The following is a 17,501-nucleotide window of genomic DNA, read 5'->3' as shown; positions in this document are numbered from 1 at the left end:
TCTTTTCATGTCCCGTCTCCTTGGTATGTGTGCCAACAAGTTGCTCCTACTGCAACAAGGTCTTAGCGTGGACTACCGTCCACACTTTTAGCCTCAGGGATAAGACTCAAAAAAACTTCTCTGGTAGACAACGGTTTTCCTGCCGTGAACAGGTGGTCAGAAACTAGCGGAACTAATTTCAGGTCGGCATTGTCTTCATAGCCTAGAAAGTTACGATTGAGTGCTGGAATCGAGACAAGCCGAAAGCCTTTCAGTCTGGAGATTTTGTCGTCTAGCCGCTTTCGTTCGGTTGTGAGTCGAGCTATAAGTTTAGGAAGTCCCCACCGGGTAGGGCGCCAACGTGTTTCCTGGTCTGCCGTCTGCTCAATCCCTCTCGGTTGATTGATGGTAGATCGCACGGTAATTGAGGATCTCACCTCATTTTGGACTTCGATTGGAAAAAGTAGTTGGGGAGTTCTGACTAATAATTTTTTGGCGTCTTTGTTCGGAGTAAAGTTCTGTATGTCTTCCAGGCGCACCTCATAAATTGGGAATGCGTCTTGGCGCAGTTTGGCACCTGCTGTTCCTGTTGTGAATCCGAGTTCTTGTGCGTGCTTCTCTCGTTCTTGATCAAAGTCTGGGATCGTCTTTGGTTCTAGGCGTTTCAAAAGGCTCTTTAGGCCGTTAGCTGCAGCATCCTCTGGTGCTAACGGATACACGGACTGATCGTGCTGAGGGTTTTCTTGTGCTGCCGTCTCCGGAGTTTTATTGACTATTGGAAGAGCTTGGGATGGATGCATCACCGAAATGCAAACTATGAAGCAAAGAAAGTGGTGCGTTTTCATGGACGATCCTCAGGTTTTGGCGTGATCTGCACATAATGTCGGTTGTGAGAAAATCCGTAGAAGCCATCCGATTCATATGCTGAATCACCCCCAAACTCCTCAAGGGAGAGATCCTGAAAATCATCTGTGAATGGGTCATAGGTTGTGACAACCTTCGTGGCATCCTTCTCGTCTTCGCCATAGCCTGTGACAACAAGAGTGTGTGAGCCTCCTCCAATCCAATCGATAACAGAAATAAATGGGCCGGTGGAACAAATTTCCCCGACTACCGCATCCCAGTCGTCCAGCGTGCCACCAACCGTCTTGTAATCAAAATGATAGGAGCGGAAGACCCAGTGGGGCCAGCCGCCTTGAACGCACTGGTCGGGGATGTTACCAGCGCAGCATTTGGATTTGTCTTGTAATAGGGCAAGAGTTTTTGTAACGATGTTGCATTGGAGGTCTGTTTCCTTGCTCTGCTCCTTGTTATGAAAGGCCATTACCAGCCTGGTTGAAGCAGCCCAGCACCAGGCCTCTGTTTCTTGTTTTTCTCTATCCGTCAATCGATAACGACTGGGTGGACATTTATTGCCTGAGAGACGCTTCTTATGGATCTCTTTGAGGTCAGCTAAGGAAATCCAGGAGCTATCTGGGGATGGCTTTTGGGTGGAGGTATTCGGGGATGTTACAGAGACCTCAACTCGTACACATGCAAAAGTAAATGCAAGACACAAAGCAATGCATAGTCCAAGGATTCCAGGTATATTCATCTTCATACTTGAACAACCTCTGCAGAATTTCTGATTTCGTTTGTAAGTGGTGATTCTCTCCTTCATCACCTGATTGAATACTGCTATCGCATTCCTCCTGTCGCATCGCGCGACGCTAAATCATGCTTAGATCTAAATGGTTATATTGACCCTGTAGTATAGATTCATTCGGTTCAAGTCAAGGCATAATATTTTCACTATCCGTTCTTGTTCATAAGATTGAGAGAGCCTTTGATGCTGTGCGTCTCCGTCGCTGAGGAGGTTTTTTGAATTATCCTTGCGGGCTGTGTCGAGCATGGTGCATTTCAGCAATCGATCCATCGTACCTTTCGTTCCTCGCTCATCCGCTCCTATGACCAAATGGCTCTAGCAAAGTGCAGGCCACCGTCTAGGACCGGCGTGATTGTCTACACGTAATGAATGAAATACGTAGATTCCATGGGTAGTTACAGTTCTGTGAGTCGGAGACCATTACGGTGTCAGGGATGAGAGAACAAGATCGAGGTGAATCGAAATGGATTCACTCGCCCTGTATCCAAAAAGATTCATGTTGCTCAACGATGAAGGATGCCGGAATCAGGGATTTTCGACTTCATGATTTGGGCCACTGCGCGGCAAAGAACCTTCGACTGCCAGGGTGGATACTGCCACCGCGATAAAGATCGTCGGCCATAAATCAGAGAAGATGTGGAAGCGGTACAATTCAATTGCCGAGCGAGACTTGACTCAAGCAGCCAAAAAGGTTCACAAATACCTCCAAGAGAACACGCCGGGAACACTAGCCGAGGGTTCCGGAACATGCCAAGCTGCAACTCGTTGAAAAATAAAGTGCGCCCGTAGCTCAGTCGGATAGAGCATCAGCCTTCTAAGCGGTTCAGAGCCCTCCCCCTATCTCCTTGTGGAAAATGTGGAATAGTGCTCCAGGAGCGGAGTTTGGCTATTGTTCTGGTTCAGTTTGGCTCAGTCCAATTGAGGGCAATTTAGGCTAATTTTGCTGTGGCATTAACACTCTAATAACACGTAGGGTTTCTATTTAGATCCTCGACGTTTCCTTTACGATCGGCGGAAGCGCTCAGTTCGCCGTTCCCTGGCCCAGGGGCTCTTTCGCCTGCCTGGTCAGCTCGTGTGCCCCATGGGTAGTCACTCACCACCCCCTTCCTCTTCGAGTTCCGAATGTCCAGCAAAGAGTTTGCTTTGCATGCTTGACCATCCAAGCTATAGGAATTGCATTGCAGGCGTCGTCTGGCGAGGGGATTCGGCAGCCACATATCTTAGGCACCGCGTCGGGAGACGCCGTGCCAGGTGAAGTCGGGCACCGTCGTGTCGCTCAATGCGACCCGACCGTGCCAAGAGAGAACAGCCGTCGCCCATCAAAGGGGTGTAGCACGCCTGTGGCAACCGTGCCACCGCGGACGATGTCACGCTTGCAGCCGTGCGTTGCCACAAACTGGGAGATTCTGTTGCGCCCCGATGTAGGTGAGGGGCGCGACAATATGTTGAAAAGGAGTTGGTGCGCCTATCCGACGTTTGAGTCCCTTCATGGTCGGCTCGGCTCTTTGAGGGGATCGAGGACCGGAGTGAGGGACTCCATTACAGGGACGAAGAACGGCGAGCGACGTGTCGGTTACAACTCCGTGCCACGTAAGAAAGATGGCGGTGTTGTATACTGACGGCGACGTCCTTGTGAGAAGTGATGAATGACCAATTTTCGTCCCTTTGATCTTTTTCGAAAATGAGTTCGCCCATCTACCTTTGCGCAGTGGAGGGGATACGTGCCAAGATTGAAAAGATGATGCGTGGCAACAAATAGGCGCATACCAGTGTACTTCCCCGGTGGGCTGAGTTCACATGATCACATGACTCTTCGCAGGGTGAAGAGGGCTTGTCAGGGAGCGGTATCCTGTATGTAGGCAGACTGGTTGGATGAGAAATGAATAGAAATCATTCCGAATGACGAAGGAGGGTTCGTATGATTCGTATTCTTTGCGCGCTACCCTTTGCCCTTCTGGCGTGTGGCATGATCGCTGGCTGTGCCGATGATTCTTTGTCGGCTCGGCAACGACCCGCGCCTGGCTATGACAACGTGAATATGGGATCGTCGCAGCCGGGCCAACAGCATCGTTACGACGAACCTCCGCCGGCTTCTCAACGTGATCCTTATAGCCGGAGCCAGCCTGGATACTATTAGCAGGACGTCCTGCCCCCTGGGATTGTGATGCGCTGAATTGTTAGTCTTGTGAAGCAACGAGAGGAGGGGAGCGCTTTTGGTCTTAGGAATGAGAGGGAACGTTCGGTTCTTTCACAGGAGTGAGATCACTTTCGCAAGACAACGCCTCATAATCACGGCAGCGCCAGCATCAAGTGTCCAATGCGAGCAGAGGCTGGTCGAACTTTGATTTCAATATCGTAGCCGAGCCGATTCAGGCACTCCATCAGTTTGCGTTCGGATACATTGGAGAAATCCCCGCGCATCATGCTGGAGACCTTCGGTTGTGTGAGCCCCATTCGTGTGGCCGCGGCTTGCTGGGTCAGCCCTTGTTGGCGAATGGCTCTCCGGATCTCGATTACCAGTCCGGTCTTGATCTGAAGCGTCTCGGCATCTGGCAGATCCAAATCTGCGAAGACATTGCCAGACCCACGAGAGACTTCGATCCCTTCAATGACTCGTTTTTTCATGTCGTCGCTCCTTGGCCAGCGCCTCAGCCACTTTCAGCCTGGCACGTATGATGGCGAGATCCTCTTTCGGCGTGGCGATGCCATGCTTACTCTTTTTTTGAAAACAATGCAGGACGAAGACCGCCTCCTTGAACTTCACGGTATACACCGCTCGATAGGTGCCGCTCCTGTCGTCTTCGACCACTTCAAGTACACCGGCGCTGCCGAAACCCGTGAGCACCTTCGCATCATCATGTTGATCGCCAGCCTGAGCCAGCGACAACGCGTACCCGAAGAATCGCCGAACGGCAACTGGTAACGCCATCAAATCTTTATAGCTACTGCCAATCCATTCGAGTGGCCGTTCCTGACGCGCCATGGAGTAATTATACCTGAACAGGTATAATTGTCAAACACTCGTCCGTGATGCATTGGCAGTCGTCATCGACTCTGGCTTGGGCTGTCGGGTGATGATGATCTCACCCCAGTTGCTACATGGACAGCCTATCTCACCATCTCTCGCCGCCATTCACAGGATGTTCACCAGTGGCCTCGCAGGCCGTTCCGTCTTCCACCACGTTCAGCGACTCCTGTGACATATGCATAGTCGCCTGCTGGCTGATAACCGCCACAAGCTCAAGATCATCTCGAAGCCGATTCGTTGACTCTCTTCCACCGTGGCGAATGGGCTTGGTTGCTTCGGCCTATCTGAACAGGACCTTCTCGCCTCGTCCGTTGAATCTGCTCTGTCATGCCGTGCTGTTGATGAGCGGGGACCTGCTTATGGTTTCCGGTTCGGTGCCTGTGCGCATCCGGTCGCCGTCCTGGCTTTCCACCAGTGGGCTGCGTCGATCACGCCCGCGCGCCGCCTCTGAGGGCGCCCTTTTCCGCGGGCATTCCTCCGCTTCGCGCCCACCGGCCCACCAGGTGGCGGCGGCCTCTCTGTCTCCTTTGTCGTCGCTGTGTGGCCTCCACTGCCTCGTGAGAGGCCAACACATCAACTCTAACCAAAGGAGACAACACTATGGCACCTCAAGACAAGAAACCCCAGCCGGTCACCACGCTGCGATGCAGCCGCATCAAGGCGAGCATCTGGAAGAACGAGGGCATGAACGGTCCGTTCTACAACGTGACTGTGGCCCGCTCGTACAAGGGCCAGGATGGAGTCTGGAAGAATTCCGACTCCTTCGGAGTCACAGACCTTGATGCGCTGATCGTCGTCGCCCAACAGGCGACACGCTGGATCACTGAGCGGTCGGAACACTGACCGTCACGGGAAGCCTCCGGCCTTCGGGTCGGGGGCTTCCTTCACGTCAAGAAAGGAATTGGATCATGAAACTGTATCAAGCCTTTGCCACGGACTTGAATCACTTGCTCAACGGTGCACGCGCGGTACGGATCACTGTGCCTGGCTATTTGCCGCTGTCTGTCGAGGATATTGGAACCACTGGAGGCGGATACCGGCTGGTGTCCTTATGTCATTACGGCGAACAGAACGGCGACCTCATGCGAGATCCCGACATCGTATTTCTGTTTCACAATGTACCCGATGGCGCAGCAGCCGAACCGGTATCCTTCAGGAACGACTACCTGGGGCTTTCGCAAGAAGTGTATCTGTATGACGAGACGGGCAGGCGTACCCACGTCGTGTCCTCACTGAAGCAGGACTTGAAGGAGTTTGCCCGGGCCTGGTTCGTCACGCTCCGAGAGCAGGGCTTCTTTGCCTCGACCGCAGTGCGAGAGATCCTGTCTCCGTAATCTCGTCGATCCGTTCAGGGGGCATGATGTGATCACATCATGCCCCCGTCAAAAAGAAAATGCTGACAGAACATGGAACGGTTGAGGCTTACTGCTTCACGCCGAGAAAGAGAAAGCTGGTGGTCCGGGTATGGTTGAGGGCGGCAATGTACAGCCGTTGTGTCGCGACATCGGAGAAGGCGACCCCAGTGAGCGTCTCGGTTCCCTGACGACAAGTGTCACCTCCGAATGTCACCGAGGTATGAAAGACGTTTCCCTTTCCCCAAGGAGACAAGGTCCCAGCAACGGTGCATCCATCTGACAAATGAATGGACAGCGTCCCGGCTGACTCCACGGTCACCGTGACCTGGTGGTTGTCGGTACGCAGCCCCACATAGGTCCCGGTCACCAGAGTCAGGTTTGGTGCCGACACAGAGTTCCCGTCGTATCTACTCGTGAAGCTCTCTGTGTCGCCAGTGATGTACGCGATAGTCCCGTCAAAGCTCTTACTCGGCACATAGCTGCCACGCATCGTCGCTGCGCGAAAGCCCGTGCCTTCCAGATTGAAATCTCTGGTGTTCGAGGAACCGAAGGAGCCGGAGTGCGACGTGCCAGTTCCCTGAATCAGTCCAGCCAGTACGGTGGGATTCTCTCTTGCCGTATAGAACAGCCAATAGGAGCCGTCCTCCAGGACCAGGCCAGCGATGGCGCGGCCGGTAGAAGTCGAGTCCGTCCAGCGACCTTCAGCCGAGGTGGCCGTGGGTTGGGGCAGAGAAGACACGTCGCTCTCGCCATACCCGCCACCACAGACGGCGGGAGCGAAGCCACTATTAAAGCAATTGGCCAAACTGCCACAGGCCACGAGCCCACTCATCAGGCCGAGGGCCAGCAGGCACCGAAGAATGTGTGTCCCGGTCATGTGCATGGTTATCCCCGCAACAACGCATGAGAGGTTCCCTGTCACAGGATAACAGGAAGAGATCCCCCCTCAAATCGGGCCTCCCGAATGGCTGAAAACCGGACCAGCCGACTCCTCATGCCAGCCTGTTCCGGTTGCCGAAGGCGCCACTGATCGGCCGATCTGCGGCCCATTTCTGGCGTCCTGAGCCAGCCCGAACGGTTGACCTGTGGTTTGTCGGCAGAGGTTAATGTAAGACCAATTTTAAGAGGTTGCAGGATATGGCTCTACGCCCTTATTGTATTACATACACAGTTGGTTTACACTGCCCGCGCGTAGAAGTCTGGTCTTTTTCCTGGTCCTGACTTCGCGCAGACTCATGGCGAGATCACGCACCACGACCATCAGTGCCGATCTGGGCGACCTGAAAGCCCCCTGGCTTGCCTGGTGTCAGGCCCATCAGGTTACGCCGAGCGTGGCCCTGCGCCAGATTCTGGGGCGTGCAATCGGCGGCCCCTCTGCCCAGTCAGTCACGCCTCGCAGGGTGCTCAAGAATCGGAGGGAGAAAGCGGCCCAGCGGATGAAGCTCCACCTGACGGCCTCGGAGCTGACCGGGCTCAACGCCCTGGCTGCCCAGGAAGGCTATCGACCGACGCAATGGGTCGTGGCCATGATCCGCACCAAATTAACCGGGCAACCGCATGTCGGACAGCCGGAGTTGGAACGACTGACCCGCTCGAACCAACAACTCCTCGCTCTGGGAAGGAACCTCAACCAGATTGCGAAAGTCTTGAATACGTCCCCTGAGAACCGGACCGCATTCCGGGTGGAGGTCATCACCGAACTCTCTCGTATAATCCGCGCCCATACTGACAAGGTCTCGGATGTCTTGCGCAGCACGGTGGAGCGCTGGCACCTCCAATGATCTCACCCCGCGTCAGCATGGATGCGCGATTGGACGAGTGGGGGAGTCGGCTATTCAACGTCTCACGAGACACCTCCCCAAGGCCGCGTCGCAGCAAGCGCACGCCGCTTGGATCCCCCAAGCCTGTAAGTTTCAGCGGACGGCTCAGTTCACCACAGGCTCGGACCACCTATGTGCGGCAGACACTGCAGGCGATGGTTCGCCGTGCGCCGCAAGTCATCGTCAAACTCGTCAGGGCGCCGAAGGGGATGAAGGGCATCTCGAACAACCTCACGTACATTTCTCGTGATGGGCTTCTGGAAATCGAGGATCAAGATGGCCAGGTGATCAAAGGGAAAGAGGCGGTGGCGGATCTGCAGACCGAATGGCGGGATGGCGGCATGCCGATTGCGGCGGATTCCACGATGCGCGATGCTTTTCATCTCGTCCTCTCCATGCCGACCAGGACCGATCCGCTCTCGGTCCAACGAGCGGCTCGGGACTTCGCCGAGCGGGAGTTCTCGGGTTTTCAGTACGCCATGGTGCTGCACACGTATGAGACCGATCCGGACCCACACCCCTCTCCGCATCCACATGTGCATCTCACGGTGAAGGCCGCCGGTCTCGATGGCATCCGTTTGAATCCGAGAAAGGCTGATTTGCAACGTTGGAGGGAGGGATTTGCGGAGGCCTTACGAGAGCATGGGATTGAAGCTACGGCGACCAGTCGCCTCCACCGTACCAACCAGGAACGTTCGACGGTACGGCATCTACATGAACCGAGCAAAAAAGGGGAGACGCTGGAGCGGCTGAAGCGCACAACGCGCCGACAAGGGCGAGCCCAGGAAGTTATGCGGAATTATGAGCAGGTGATGCGGGCGTTAGCCGGGTCAAATCGTGGTGAGGATCGGCAATTGGCCGAAGACCTGGTCCATTACTTGAGCGAGCGGTCGCGGGAGGTCCCGAAAACTCGTTCGCCGGAGCGAGACCGTTCTTCTTAAGGTACTGAACCATCCGTTTCTTGATCCTTAATTGATTGTTGCATCTGGTGTGTCACAGACCTGAGATCTTGGGAGTCTGCAGGCTGAGCTGTTGTGTTGTGCCAGGCGCAAGGATAGTGAGGTTAGCCTTAGGCGCCATTTACCGAATGGAATCATTTTGGGCCAGGTATGCAATGTGAATATTGTGGACCGAGATGCGAGGGTGTGGTCTTCTAGAAAGATAGAAATATCGGTCGCCTCGATGATTTTTCAGAAAGAAACGGGTAAGCTTCCGCCGGCACCAAGCGCCCTCTCTGCGCCCTATAGGACAACGCGGATTTTAAATGAGTGCTGACTTCTTCTTTAAACCCATTCTTAATTCGCCATATGCATATCCTTCTCGCCACTGGGAACCTGATGAGCAGGGGCAGCCGACCCAGAAAATATTCAAAACTCGTCGTCCTGCCGAATTCATCACGCCGATTCAAAAGCCCAAGAAACGAAAATCATCAGAGAATCAGTCCTCGATAGTTTTTGATGAAGGATACGGGATCCTCCACACAGGAGGCAGTACGACGTCACCGCCATCATCAACGGCCTACCGGTGGTCAGATTGAGCTGAGTAGCTTTGGTGTTAAGCCTGGCCGGACGGTCGAGTAGATCGTTGACTACAAAACGCTCCCGGCAACTGACAAACAATTGGATTAAAAATGGATTCCAAGACGGATACAACGCTGAGCGACATCCTTAAACGGTTCCGCGATGACGCTCTAAACAATCGCGACCTCGGCGACCGTTTTGAGCGGATGATGCAGCAGTTCTTCCGCATCGACCCTGTCTATGCCGGGCTGTTTTCCGAAGTGTGGATGTGGAACGAATGGCCGCTCAAGGGACAGGTTGGCGACGTTGGAATTGACCTCGTGGCGCAGCAGCGCGCCACCGGCGAATACTTCGCCATCCAGTGCAAGTTCTACCTGCCAGAGCACATACTCAGTAAGGGCGACATCGATTCGTTCTTCACCGCGCTGGGCAAGCCGCAGTTCTCGAAGGGCATCATCGTCAGCACCACCGACAACTGGGGCAAGAATGCCCTGGACGCGCTGAATCAGACCAAACACATAGCTCGGGTGAGTCTTCACGACCTTGAACAAAGTCCGGTCGACTGGAGTAAGTTCGACACCCGCAAGCCCGGCCATTTGAAGCGGACGAAAAAGAACGACATCCGCCCGCACCAGAGCGCCGCGCTCAAGGACGTGCTGGAGGGTCTGAAAAGCGCCGATCGCGGCAAGCTCATCATGGCCTGCGGCACCGGCAAGACGTTCACCGCCCTCAAGATCGCAGAGACGCTGGCGCCCCAACTCGCTGGCAAAAGTAAGCCGGGGCATGTCCTATTCCTTGTACCGTCGCTCTCGTTGATGTCGCAAACGCTTCGCGAGTGGACGGCGCAGGCAGCGCTCCCCCTTCAGAGCTTGGCCGTCTGCTCGGATGTGAGCATCGGGAAGCGCCGAGAAAAGAACGGCGATGACACCGCTGCGATCACGATCTACGACCTTCCTTACCCTGCTACCACAAGTGACAAGCAATTGCTCGCCCAATACAGCGCCCTGGCGAATACCGCGAAGAAGTCCACTGGTGAGGGTCGCCTCGTCGTCGTGTTCTCAACCTATCAATCTATTGAGGCGGTCAGCAAGGCGCAGAAGATGGGGCTGCCCGAATTCGATTTGATAATCTGCGACGAAGCCCATCGCACCACCGGCGTCACGCTTTCAGGCGAAGACGAATCGTCATTCGTCAAGGTCCACGATACGAAGTTCCTCAAAGGGAAGAAGCGGCTCTACATGACCGCTACGCCACGCATTTACGGCGACGACGCCAAGAGCAAGGCAAAGGAAGTCTCCGCTGAAATCGCGTCGATGGATAACGTCGCCCAGTTCGGTCACGAACTTCATCGCCTCGGCTTTGGCGAAGCCGTGGGCAAGTCGCTACTCTCCGATTACAAGGTGCTTGTTCTCGCGGTGGACGAGAAGTATGTCAGCAAAACCTTCCAAAAGCAGATCGCCAGCAAAGACACAGAGTTGAATTTGGAGGACGCCACAAAAATCACCGGCTGCTGGAATGGGTTAGAGAAGCGCTTTGAAGCGGCCAAGTCCAACGTCGATCTTCAGGGCGACGTAAACCCGATGCGCCGGGCGGTCGCATTCTCGCGATCGATCAAGGATTCCAAAAAATTCGTCGAGCAGTTTGGACAGATCGTCGCTGCATACAAAGCGGATCATCCGGACACCCAGCTTCTGGAGATCGAAGCCGATCACGTCGATGGCACATTTGATGCATTGCGTCGCAGCGCTCTATTGGAGTGGCTCAAAGCCGAATCGCCTGCCAACACCTGCCGCATTCTCTCCAACGCGCGATGTCTGTCGGAGGGTGTCGACGTGCCCGCGTTGGATTCCGTGCTGTTCCTCAATCCGCGCAACAGCGTTATCGACGTGGTGCAATCCGTGGGCCGCGTGATGCGCCGGGCCGAGGGCAAGCGCTACGGCTACATCATCCTGCCTATCGGCATTCCCGCCGACAAAACGCCCGAAGAAGCCCTGAAGGACAACGAAAAATATAGAGTTGTCTGGCAGGTGCTGCAGGCCCTGCGTGCCCACGATGACCGCTTCAACGCCACTATCAACCAACTGGAACTGAACAAGAAGCGCCCCGACAACATTCAGGTCATCGGCGTGGGCGGGGAGCCAGGCGACAACGATGGTGCAAGGACCGACGGCGATTCCGAGCCCAGGGTGCGCGAGATTCAAGGCGTTCTATCTTTCCCCGATCTCGACGAATGGAAAGATGCCATCTATGCCAAGATGGTGATGAAGGTCGGCGAGCGCGCTTACTGGGAAACCTGGGCGCGCGACATCGCCAAGATTGCCGAGACGCATATCACACGGATCAAAGCCATCCTCACTGACCCCGCTTCTAAGCCGTCGAAGGCGTTCTATAAGTTCCTCAATGGTTTGCAAGTAAACCTCAATCCTGCCGTCACAAAGGAAGACGCGATCGAGATGCTCGCGCAGCACCTCATCACCAAGCCGGTGTTCGACGCACTCTTCGCCAACTACGTTTTTACAGACCAGAACCCTGTCAGCCAGTCGATGCAGAGGATGCTCGACATCCTGCACGAGCACGCACTGGAAAAGGAGACAACCAACCTCGAAAGATTCTACGCCTCTGTCCGTGACCGAGCCAAGGGGTTAGACAACGCCGAAGCCCGCCAGAAGGTCGTCATCGAGCTCTACGATGAGTTCTTTCGCACTGCTTTTCCTAGAATGGCCGAGCGGCTCGGCATCGTCTACACACCCACCGAGGTCGTCGACTTCATCATCCACAGTGTACAAGACGTGCTGCGGGATGAGTTCGCCAGCGGCCTGGCCGAAAAAGACGTTCACATCATCGACCCCTTCACCGGCACTGGCACATTTTTAGTGCGCCTGCTCCAGTCTGGCCTCATCCCTCCCGACAAATTGCTACACAAGTACCAGCACGAGCTACACGCCAATGAGATCGTCCTGCTGGCATACTACATCGCCGCCATAAACATCGAAGAGACCTTTCACGGCCTTCGTGAAGGAAATGGCAAGAAAGAATACATCCCCTTTGACGGCATCTGTCTGACCGACACCTTCCAGCTCTACGAATCCGGCCAGATGGAGATTGAAGGCACCTTCCCCGAAAACAACAAACGTGTAAAACGGCAAAAGGAAAGCCCGATCCGCGTCGTCATCGCCAATCCACCCTATTCGGCCAACCAGGGCGATGCGAACAACAACAATCAAAACCTCAAATACGCCGCGCTCGACGCCCGCATCGGCGACACCTACGCCGCGCGATCAACGGCGACGAATAAGAACAGCATCTATGACAGCTACATCCGCGCAATCCGCTGGGCTAGCGATCGGATCAAGGACCGCGGCGTCGTGGGCTTTGTCACCAACGGCTATTTCATCGACGGCAACGCGATGGACGGCCTGCGGGCCTGTCTGTGCCACGAGTTCCAGTCCGTCTTCGTCTTCAACCTACGGGGCAACCAGCGGACGAGCGGCGAAGTGTCGAGGCAGGAAGGCGGCAAGATCTTTGGCTCTGGTGCACGCACGCCCGTTGCTATCACGTTGCTGGTGAAGAACCCTGCGAAGAAGAACGGCTGCGCCCTTAGCTACCACGACATCGGGGACTACCTCAGCCGCGAAGAAAAGCTACAGATCATCAAAGGCTTTGAGAGCGTCTCAGGCATCGAACGGGCTAAAAAGTGGACAGTGCTCACACCGAACCAAGACCACGACTGGATCAACCAACGCGATCCCGCGTTCGAGAATTTTATTCCGATAGGGGATAAAGAAGACGAGTCCGGGGCGATCTTTTCGCTCTACTCCCGCGGACTAGCAACCAGTCGCGATTCGTGGTGCTACAACTTCTCCGAGACGGCATTGGAATCGAACATGTCGAGGATGGCCAACTTCTACGGGCAACAGCTCAAGGCATTCCAAGGCACGCGTGAATCGGCTGAGAAGAAGGACATGCTGGAACTTGCGTCCGAATTCATCGACACGGATGCCAAGAAGATCAGTTGGTCACGCGGGTTAGTTGCCGATCTGGCCAAAGGGAAGGCTAGACCGTTCGATAAGGCAGCGATTCGGCAGGCGGTGTATAGACCGTTTACAAAGCAGTGGGCGTACTTTGATCGCGCATACAACGACATGGTTTACAAGCAGCATGCGCTGTTCCCGACGTCAAAACATACGAATTTAGCGATCTGCACGACGTCTGCGGGCAATCGCGATGTGTTCTCGCTCACCATCACAAACGTCTTGCCCGACCTTCACATGTCCGACAAGAGCGGTGCGAGTCAATGCTTCCCACTCCACCTATATGAAAAGGCCGACGAAACCGGCGAATTACAGTTCGATAAGTCGGAGGTCGTCGACGGCTATCGCCGACGGGACGCGATTACGGATGCAATCCTGAAAACCTTCTGCGGGGCATTTGGGGAGGACGTGACAAAGGAGGACATTTTCTATTACGTCTACGGCGTGTTGCATAGCCCCGAGTACTGCACCCGCTTCGCCGCGGACTTGAAGAAGATGTTGCCGCGCATCCCGTTGATGAAGGAGACCAAGGATTTCTTGGCCTTCAGTAAGGCCGGCCGGGAGTTGGCCCAATGGCACTTGAATTATGAGACCGTTACGCCGTGGCCGGTTGAGGAGATTCACGACAAGCTAGATCTGGGGTTCGAGGAGACCTATAAAGTTTCGAAGATGACCTTCGCCCGGCCGTCGACGGAGCAGAAGGCGGCCGGGGCAAAATGGGACAAGACAAACATTATCTATAATAGCCACGTGATGATTTCAAAGATTCCGCTTGAGGCGTACGAGTACGTCGTGAACGGCAAGCCGGCGATCGAGTGGGTGATGGAGCGATACCAGTTCACGCGCGATAAAGACAGCGGGATTCAGAATGACCCCAACGAGTGGTGTAAAGAACACAAGCAGCCGCGGTACATCATCGATTTGGTCGCGCGCGTCGTGCGGGTCAGCATGGAAACCATGAAGATCGTGAAACAACTGCCGGCGTTACTGATCCGGTCATGAACAAATACATAGTACAACCTGAGAAAAGGCTCTATTCATGGGCCTTTCAAGAGACCGAACACGCACTATTTGATGGTCGGCTCAGTAAATGAAGTGACTGATGCCGGCGTTCGCGCGTGAGCATGCTGCTGCACGGGGTGAAGGACAGCGGGTTCAAGATTTATCACGGCGATTTGCTAACCAACGTTCTCCTGTTGGCTGTCTATGATCGCGGGGAGCTTACACTGGACTATGGGCGACTTGGCTGATCTCGCGGCGGGGGAGCTAATAGCTGAACTACGCTGCTTTCCCTCCAAGGCCTTCTACCTCTTCAACATCAGTGGTGAAGTCTAGGATAACCTGAATGGGTTCCTGCTCAACATGTTTATCGTTATAGACGTCCACATCGGTCTTGAGCTGTAGACAGTCACCGACGATCTGTTTTCTCCTCTGTGCAAAAGCCTTCTCCATGAAGGGCCGGTCGGAATGATCCATGACTCCCCAGAAGGTGTACTGAACGCCATGTTTGCTCACTCGTACGGCATGATTCACTCGGTAACGGCGTCCAAACTTATCCTTGCGATACTCTTCTCGTAGAGCTGTAGACATATCCTCGGCCAGTCGATCAAGTGGATCGATTTGAGGAATGACCAATAATCCTCTCGCCACTCCCCAGGCTACAGCGTCGCGAGAAGAGGTTGGTATGTCACCGTTCTCAGCTTGATACCGATGCCAGATATGTTGCAGATCTTCATGGTATTTAGACATTGCAACCTCCTTACAGGGTAACAGGGGCAATTTGCCCCCATCCGTCAACGACAGCTCCAGAAAGGGCATGGCTCCGAACCCTAACTAACATTTTTGAAAAGATCGACCACTTGTCTAGGCGCCTTCGAAGTTGCCCAGCCACGATTCCAGGATGAACTTGAAGCCGTTTGGCTAGTCCCAAGACATCGCGATCAGAAAAGAAGGGGTTCTTCCGCTTGATAAAAGAATCCATTTCATGCGTGGGGACGCAGAACTCGCTTGCCGCGGCATTTGCGATCCGTTCTTCCACGGGAATGTTCCCATCGGGACTGGCTTTTTCTCCTTCCAGCTCGGTATCAATGATTTCTTTGGTTCGTCCATGCGATTGCAGGACATGCTCGATTTCATGCCGAAGCACGAACCAATAGTTGTCAATGCGATCATAACGAAGTGACATGCCAATCACCGGCGCTTTCCCTAGCCAAAAGCAGGCACCGTCGATTTTGGCAGTTGGTAAAGTCTCAACGATTATATAGCGAATGCCGACCTCAGCCAGAATCCTTGGAACATGCCGTGCCTCTTCTGGATCAAACATGAGGCCACGCAACTTATTCAGCGCCTCGCGTAGTGCCTTTTCAGAGTACTGATGTTTAAGGGGCATTTCCTTCGCAATCTGGCGAGCACGGTAGAGCCATGCAAGTTGCGCGGGAGTTACGTCATCGTATGCGGACTTTTTCGCAGCATGAGCCAGATGAGGAACGTCATCCAGGCTTGGCGCGTCAAAGAACTTCACAACCTGAGCTTCAAGGAGGGTCACATTCGCATCCGTTAACCATCCACGCTTGATCATCTCGCGAATAGGATATTGCGACTGCAAACGCGCCTTCCGCACGACATTAGGGTCGGGATCCCGAGCTTGAGACAGATCGTAGGCTTTCTGAAGATTTGCAAAAAACTCAGGTGGCACGTCGAACGCCCCAGCAAGAGCCTTTGCCATGTCGGCGGTAATGCCACGCTTCCCGGAAATGATCAAATTGACTGCCTGCTCAGGCACCCCAAGAACATAGGCGAGGTCACGCTGGCTCCAGTCGCGTGCTAGTAACTCCTCCCGGATGAAGTAACCAGGCGGCGGTACATCAGTAATATTGTCGATCATCTGATTTCCCTCCGTCTTAGTCATGATAGTCACACACTTCCAAAATATTCAGAATAGGCGGCACTTGAGATTCGTCGAGCGTGAAAATCATCCTATACTGGTCATTGATTCGGATTGACCGCTGGCCCTGTCTATCGCCTTTAAGCTTTTCATATCGCAAACTTCTCCAGTTTCTCAGCGTTCGTTCATCGGGTGCGGCTTCCAGAACTACAAGTTTGTCGCGACATGACTTGATAACGGCGAACGGAAGTTTGGTCACGAAAGCCCGGTCTGTCCGGATCAAGGCTAGCCGGGTATCCTGAAACTGGATTTTCATGTCGTCCCTAGGTCACGTGACAATATATAACGTCTTATTGACTTTGTCAATATAGCACTGAACGCAATTAGTTAAGTCACAATAATTCTACCTTATAATAATATCAATATATTGCGATTGTCTAATGGCCATGTGATGAGGTTTTTGAAAATTTGCCGACCCTGAATTTGGAGTCAACAGCTGGATCTGAGCTTCCCTTTGGCATCGGCGCTGAACAAGGCGGGAACTCTTCAATCATGAAGAAAGTGCTGTAAGGTTGGCTGCTGCTGCGGGAAGGTGAAAATGTACCGGGAGGCTTTTGGTGCGATCTGTACCTTTCCGGCATCAAACTGTGTTCGCATGGTTCTGGTCTCATCCGACTTAGGCCGACCGGCTATCATCTGCGAGGTGCATCGATCGCGCCAGTAAGACTGTCACTCCCGCTGCTTGGTCCTCTCCGGGACGCCGGCCACGGCCTCTGTCTCGTGTTTCTTCCCCGAAACGTCCCTTGGCTCTCCTCTGCCTGTGCGAGAGCCAACTTCATTTCAAGCCAAGGAGGTAACGAGATGGCTACAAACAGCAAGAAACCAGCGAACCAGCTTCGATGTATGAAGATCAAGGCAACGATCTGGGAGAACACCAGCGAGAAGGGGTGGTTCTTCGCCACGACCTTCCCTCGACCGTTCAGGATGAGGCGAGAGAATGGCGCAAGGGCACCTCGTTCGGCCTGAATGACCTTGAGGCGCTCGTCACCGTGACCGGTCAGAGACAACTGAGGCGGCTCAGCTTGTTTGGACAGTTTCTGCCAGTTCATAAGTGGCACCTGGCGGTTAGGGCCTACGCAGCGGAAGGGTGTGCAGGCAAATTCGACTGGTACACGCGATCGGGCGTGCATCTTTCGAGCGTGCATTCCCTCACTGCGGTTCTCGACTAGGTCGCAGGCC

The 17,501-nt window shown here is 54.3% G+C and carries 15 protein-coding genes and 1 pseudogene; 8 read left to right on the top strand and 8 right to left on the bottom strand.

What is annotated here, in order from left to right; genetic code table 11:
* Window positions 1-62: 62 nt before the first annotated feature.
* Together COMA1_RS14145 and COMA1_RS14140 are read right to left on the bottom strand one after the other, a co-directional pair.
* Window positions 63-824: a hypothetical protein gene (locus COMA1_RS14145; RefSeq protein WP_090749613.1), complete on the bottom strand. Its 762-nt coding sequence runs from the start codon at window positions 822-824 to the stop codon at window positions 63-65.
* The gene (locus tag COMA1_RS14140; protein ID WP_176698071.1) at window positions 821-1,579 is read right to left on the bottom strand and encodes a C39 family peptidase; all 759 of its coding nucleotides are present in this window, start codon (window positions 1,577-1,579) and stop codon (window positions 821-823) included. The genes COMA1_RS14145 and COMA1_RS14140 overlap by 4 nt, the downstream gene beginning before the upstream one ends.
* A gap of 1,963 nt (window positions 1,580-3,542) precedes the next feature.
* Between COMA1_RS14140 and COMA1_RS14130 the strand changes: the two genes are divergently transcribed.
* Window positions 3,543-3,761 carry a hypothetical protein gene (locus tag COMA1_RS14130; RefSeq protein WP_090749607.1) on the top strand — a complete coding sequence of 73 codons (219 nt, stop codon included), beginning with the start codon at window positions 3,543-3,545 and terminating at the stop codon, window positions 3,759-3,761.
* A gap of 152 nt (window positions 3,762-3,913) precedes the next feature.
* On the opposite strand, the gene COMA1_RS14125 is transcribed toward COMA1_RS14130, so the two are convergent.
* Together COMA1_RS14125 and COMA1_RS14120 are read right to left on the bottom strand one after the other, a co-directional pair.
* Complete coding sequence (locus tag COMA1_RS14125) at window positions 3,914-4,249, bottom strand: helix-turn-helix domain-containing protein (RefSeq protein ID WP_090749605.1); 336 nt, start codon at window positions 4,247-4,249, stop codon at window positions 3,914-3,916.
* A complete protein-coding gene (locus COMA1_RS14120; RefSeq protein WP_090749603.1) occupies window positions 4,230-4,607 on the bottom strand; it encodes a type II toxin-antitoxin system RelE/ParE family toxin in 378 nt (125 codons plus the stop codon). The genes COMA1_RS14125 and COMA1_RS14120 overlap by 20 nt, the downstream gene beginning before the upstream one ends.
* Before the next feature lie 645 nt (window positions 4,608-5,252).
* Between COMA1_RS14120 and COMA1_RS14115 the strand changes: the two genes are divergently transcribed.
* Together COMA1_RS14115 and COMA1_RS14110 are read left to right on the top strand one after the other, a co-directional pair.
* Window positions 5,253-5,495, top strand: coding sequence for a hypothetical protein (locus COMA1_RS14115; RefSeq protein ID WP_090749601.1), 243 nt, complete (start codon window positions 5,253-5,255; stop codon window positions 5,493-5,495).
* Between the two features lie 65 nt (window positions 5,496-5,560).
* Window positions 5,561-5,986, top strand: a complete 426-nt coding sequence (locus COMA1_RS14110; protein WP_090749599.1) for a DUF6908 domain-containing protein — start codon at window positions 5,561-5,563, stop codon at window positions 5,984-5,986.
* Between the two features lie 88 nt (window positions 5,987-6,074).
* Here the strand turns inward: COMA1_RS14110 and COMA1_RS14105 are convergent, their stop codons facing one another.
* Window positions 6,075-6,884, bottom strand: a complete 810-nt coding sequence (locus COMA1_RS14105; protein ID WP_090749597.1) for a hypothetical protein — start codon at window positions 6,882-6,884, stop codon at window positions 6,075-6,077.
* A gap of 358 nt (window positions 6,885-7,242) precedes the next feature.
* On the opposite strand from COMA1_RS14105, the gene COMA1_RS14100 reads away from it, so the two are divergent.
* From COMA1_RS14100 to COMA1_RS14085, 4 genes and pseudogenes are all read left to right on the top strand, one after another.
* The gene (locus COMA1_RS14100; protein ID WP_090749595.1) at window positions 7,243-7,788 is read left to right on the top strand and encodes a plasmid mobilization relaxosome protein MobC; all 546 of its coding nucleotides are present in this window, start codon (window positions 7,243-7,245) and stop codon (window positions 7,786-7,788) included.
* On the top strand, window positions 7,785-8,768 hold the full coding sequence (locus tag COMA1_RS14095) for a relaxase/mobilization nuclease domain-containing protein (RefSeq protein ID WP_090749593.1): 984 nt from the start codon (window positions 7,785-7,787) through the stop codon (window positions 8,766-8,768). Before COMA1_RS14100 ends, COMA1_RS14095 begins: the two co-directional genes overlap by 4 nt.
* Before the next feature lie 323 nt (window positions 8,769-9,091).
* Window positions 9,092-9,348 (top strand): annotated as a pseudogene (locus COMA1_RS22220) (hypothetical protein); the annotation flags it as partial.
* 109 nt (window positions 9,349-9,457) lie between these two features.
* A complete protein-coding gene (locus COMA1_RS14085) occupies window positions 9,458-14,380 on the top strand; it encodes a DEAD/DEAH box helicase (protein ID WP_090749588.1) in 4,923 nt (1,640 codons plus the stop codon).
* Window positions 14,381-14,656: 276 nt separating this feature from the next.
* Here the strand turns inward: COMA1_RS14085 and COMA1_RS14080 are convergent, their stop codons facing one another.
* Genes COMA1_RS14080 through COMA1_RS14070 form a run of 3 tightly spaced genes read right to left on the bottom strand, consistent with a single transcriptional unit; the run spans window position 14,657 to window position 16,578 of the window.
* On the bottom strand, window positions 14,657-15,127 hold the full coding sequence (locus COMA1_RS14080) for a hypothetical protein (RefSeq protein WP_090749585.1): 471 nt from the start codon (window positions 15,125-15,127) through the stop codon (window positions 14,657-14,659).
* Between the two features lie 10 nt (window positions 15,128-15,137).
* Window positions 15,138-16,286 (bottom strand): HigA family addiction module antitoxin, encoded by a 1,149-nt coding sequence (locus tag COMA1_RS14075; protein ID WP_218055393.1) that lies wholly within the window; start codon window positions 16,284-16,286, stop codon window positions 15,138-15,140.
* Window positions 16,279-16,578 (bottom strand): type II toxin-antitoxin system RelE/ParE family toxin, encoded by a 300-nt coding sequence (locus COMA1_RS14070; RefSeq protein WP_090749581.1) that lies wholly within the window; start codon window positions 16,576-16,578, stop codon window positions 16,279-16,281. The genes COMA1_RS14075 and COMA1_RS14070 overlap by 8 nt, the downstream gene beginning before the upstream one ends.
* A 583-nt stretch (window positions 16,579-17,161) precedes the next feature.
* On the opposite strand from COMA1_RS14070, the gene COMA1_RS20660 reads away from it, so the two are divergent.
* Window positions 17,162-17,491: a hypothetical protein gene (locus COMA1_RS20660; RefSeq protein WP_141654350.1), complete on the top strand. Its 330-nt coding sequence runs from the start codon at window positions 17,162-17,164 to the stop codon at window positions 17,489-17,491.
* Window positions 17,492-17,501 lie beyond the last annotated feature (10 nt).

It is taken from the genome of Candidatus Nitrospira nitrosa (assembly GCF_001458735.1).
GTDB classification, from domain to species: Bacteria; Nitrospirota; Nitrospiria; order Nitrospirales; family Nitrospiraceae; genus Nitrospira_D; species Nitrospira_D nitrosa.
This window is presented reverse-complemented; position numbering and strand designations above follow the sequence as displayed.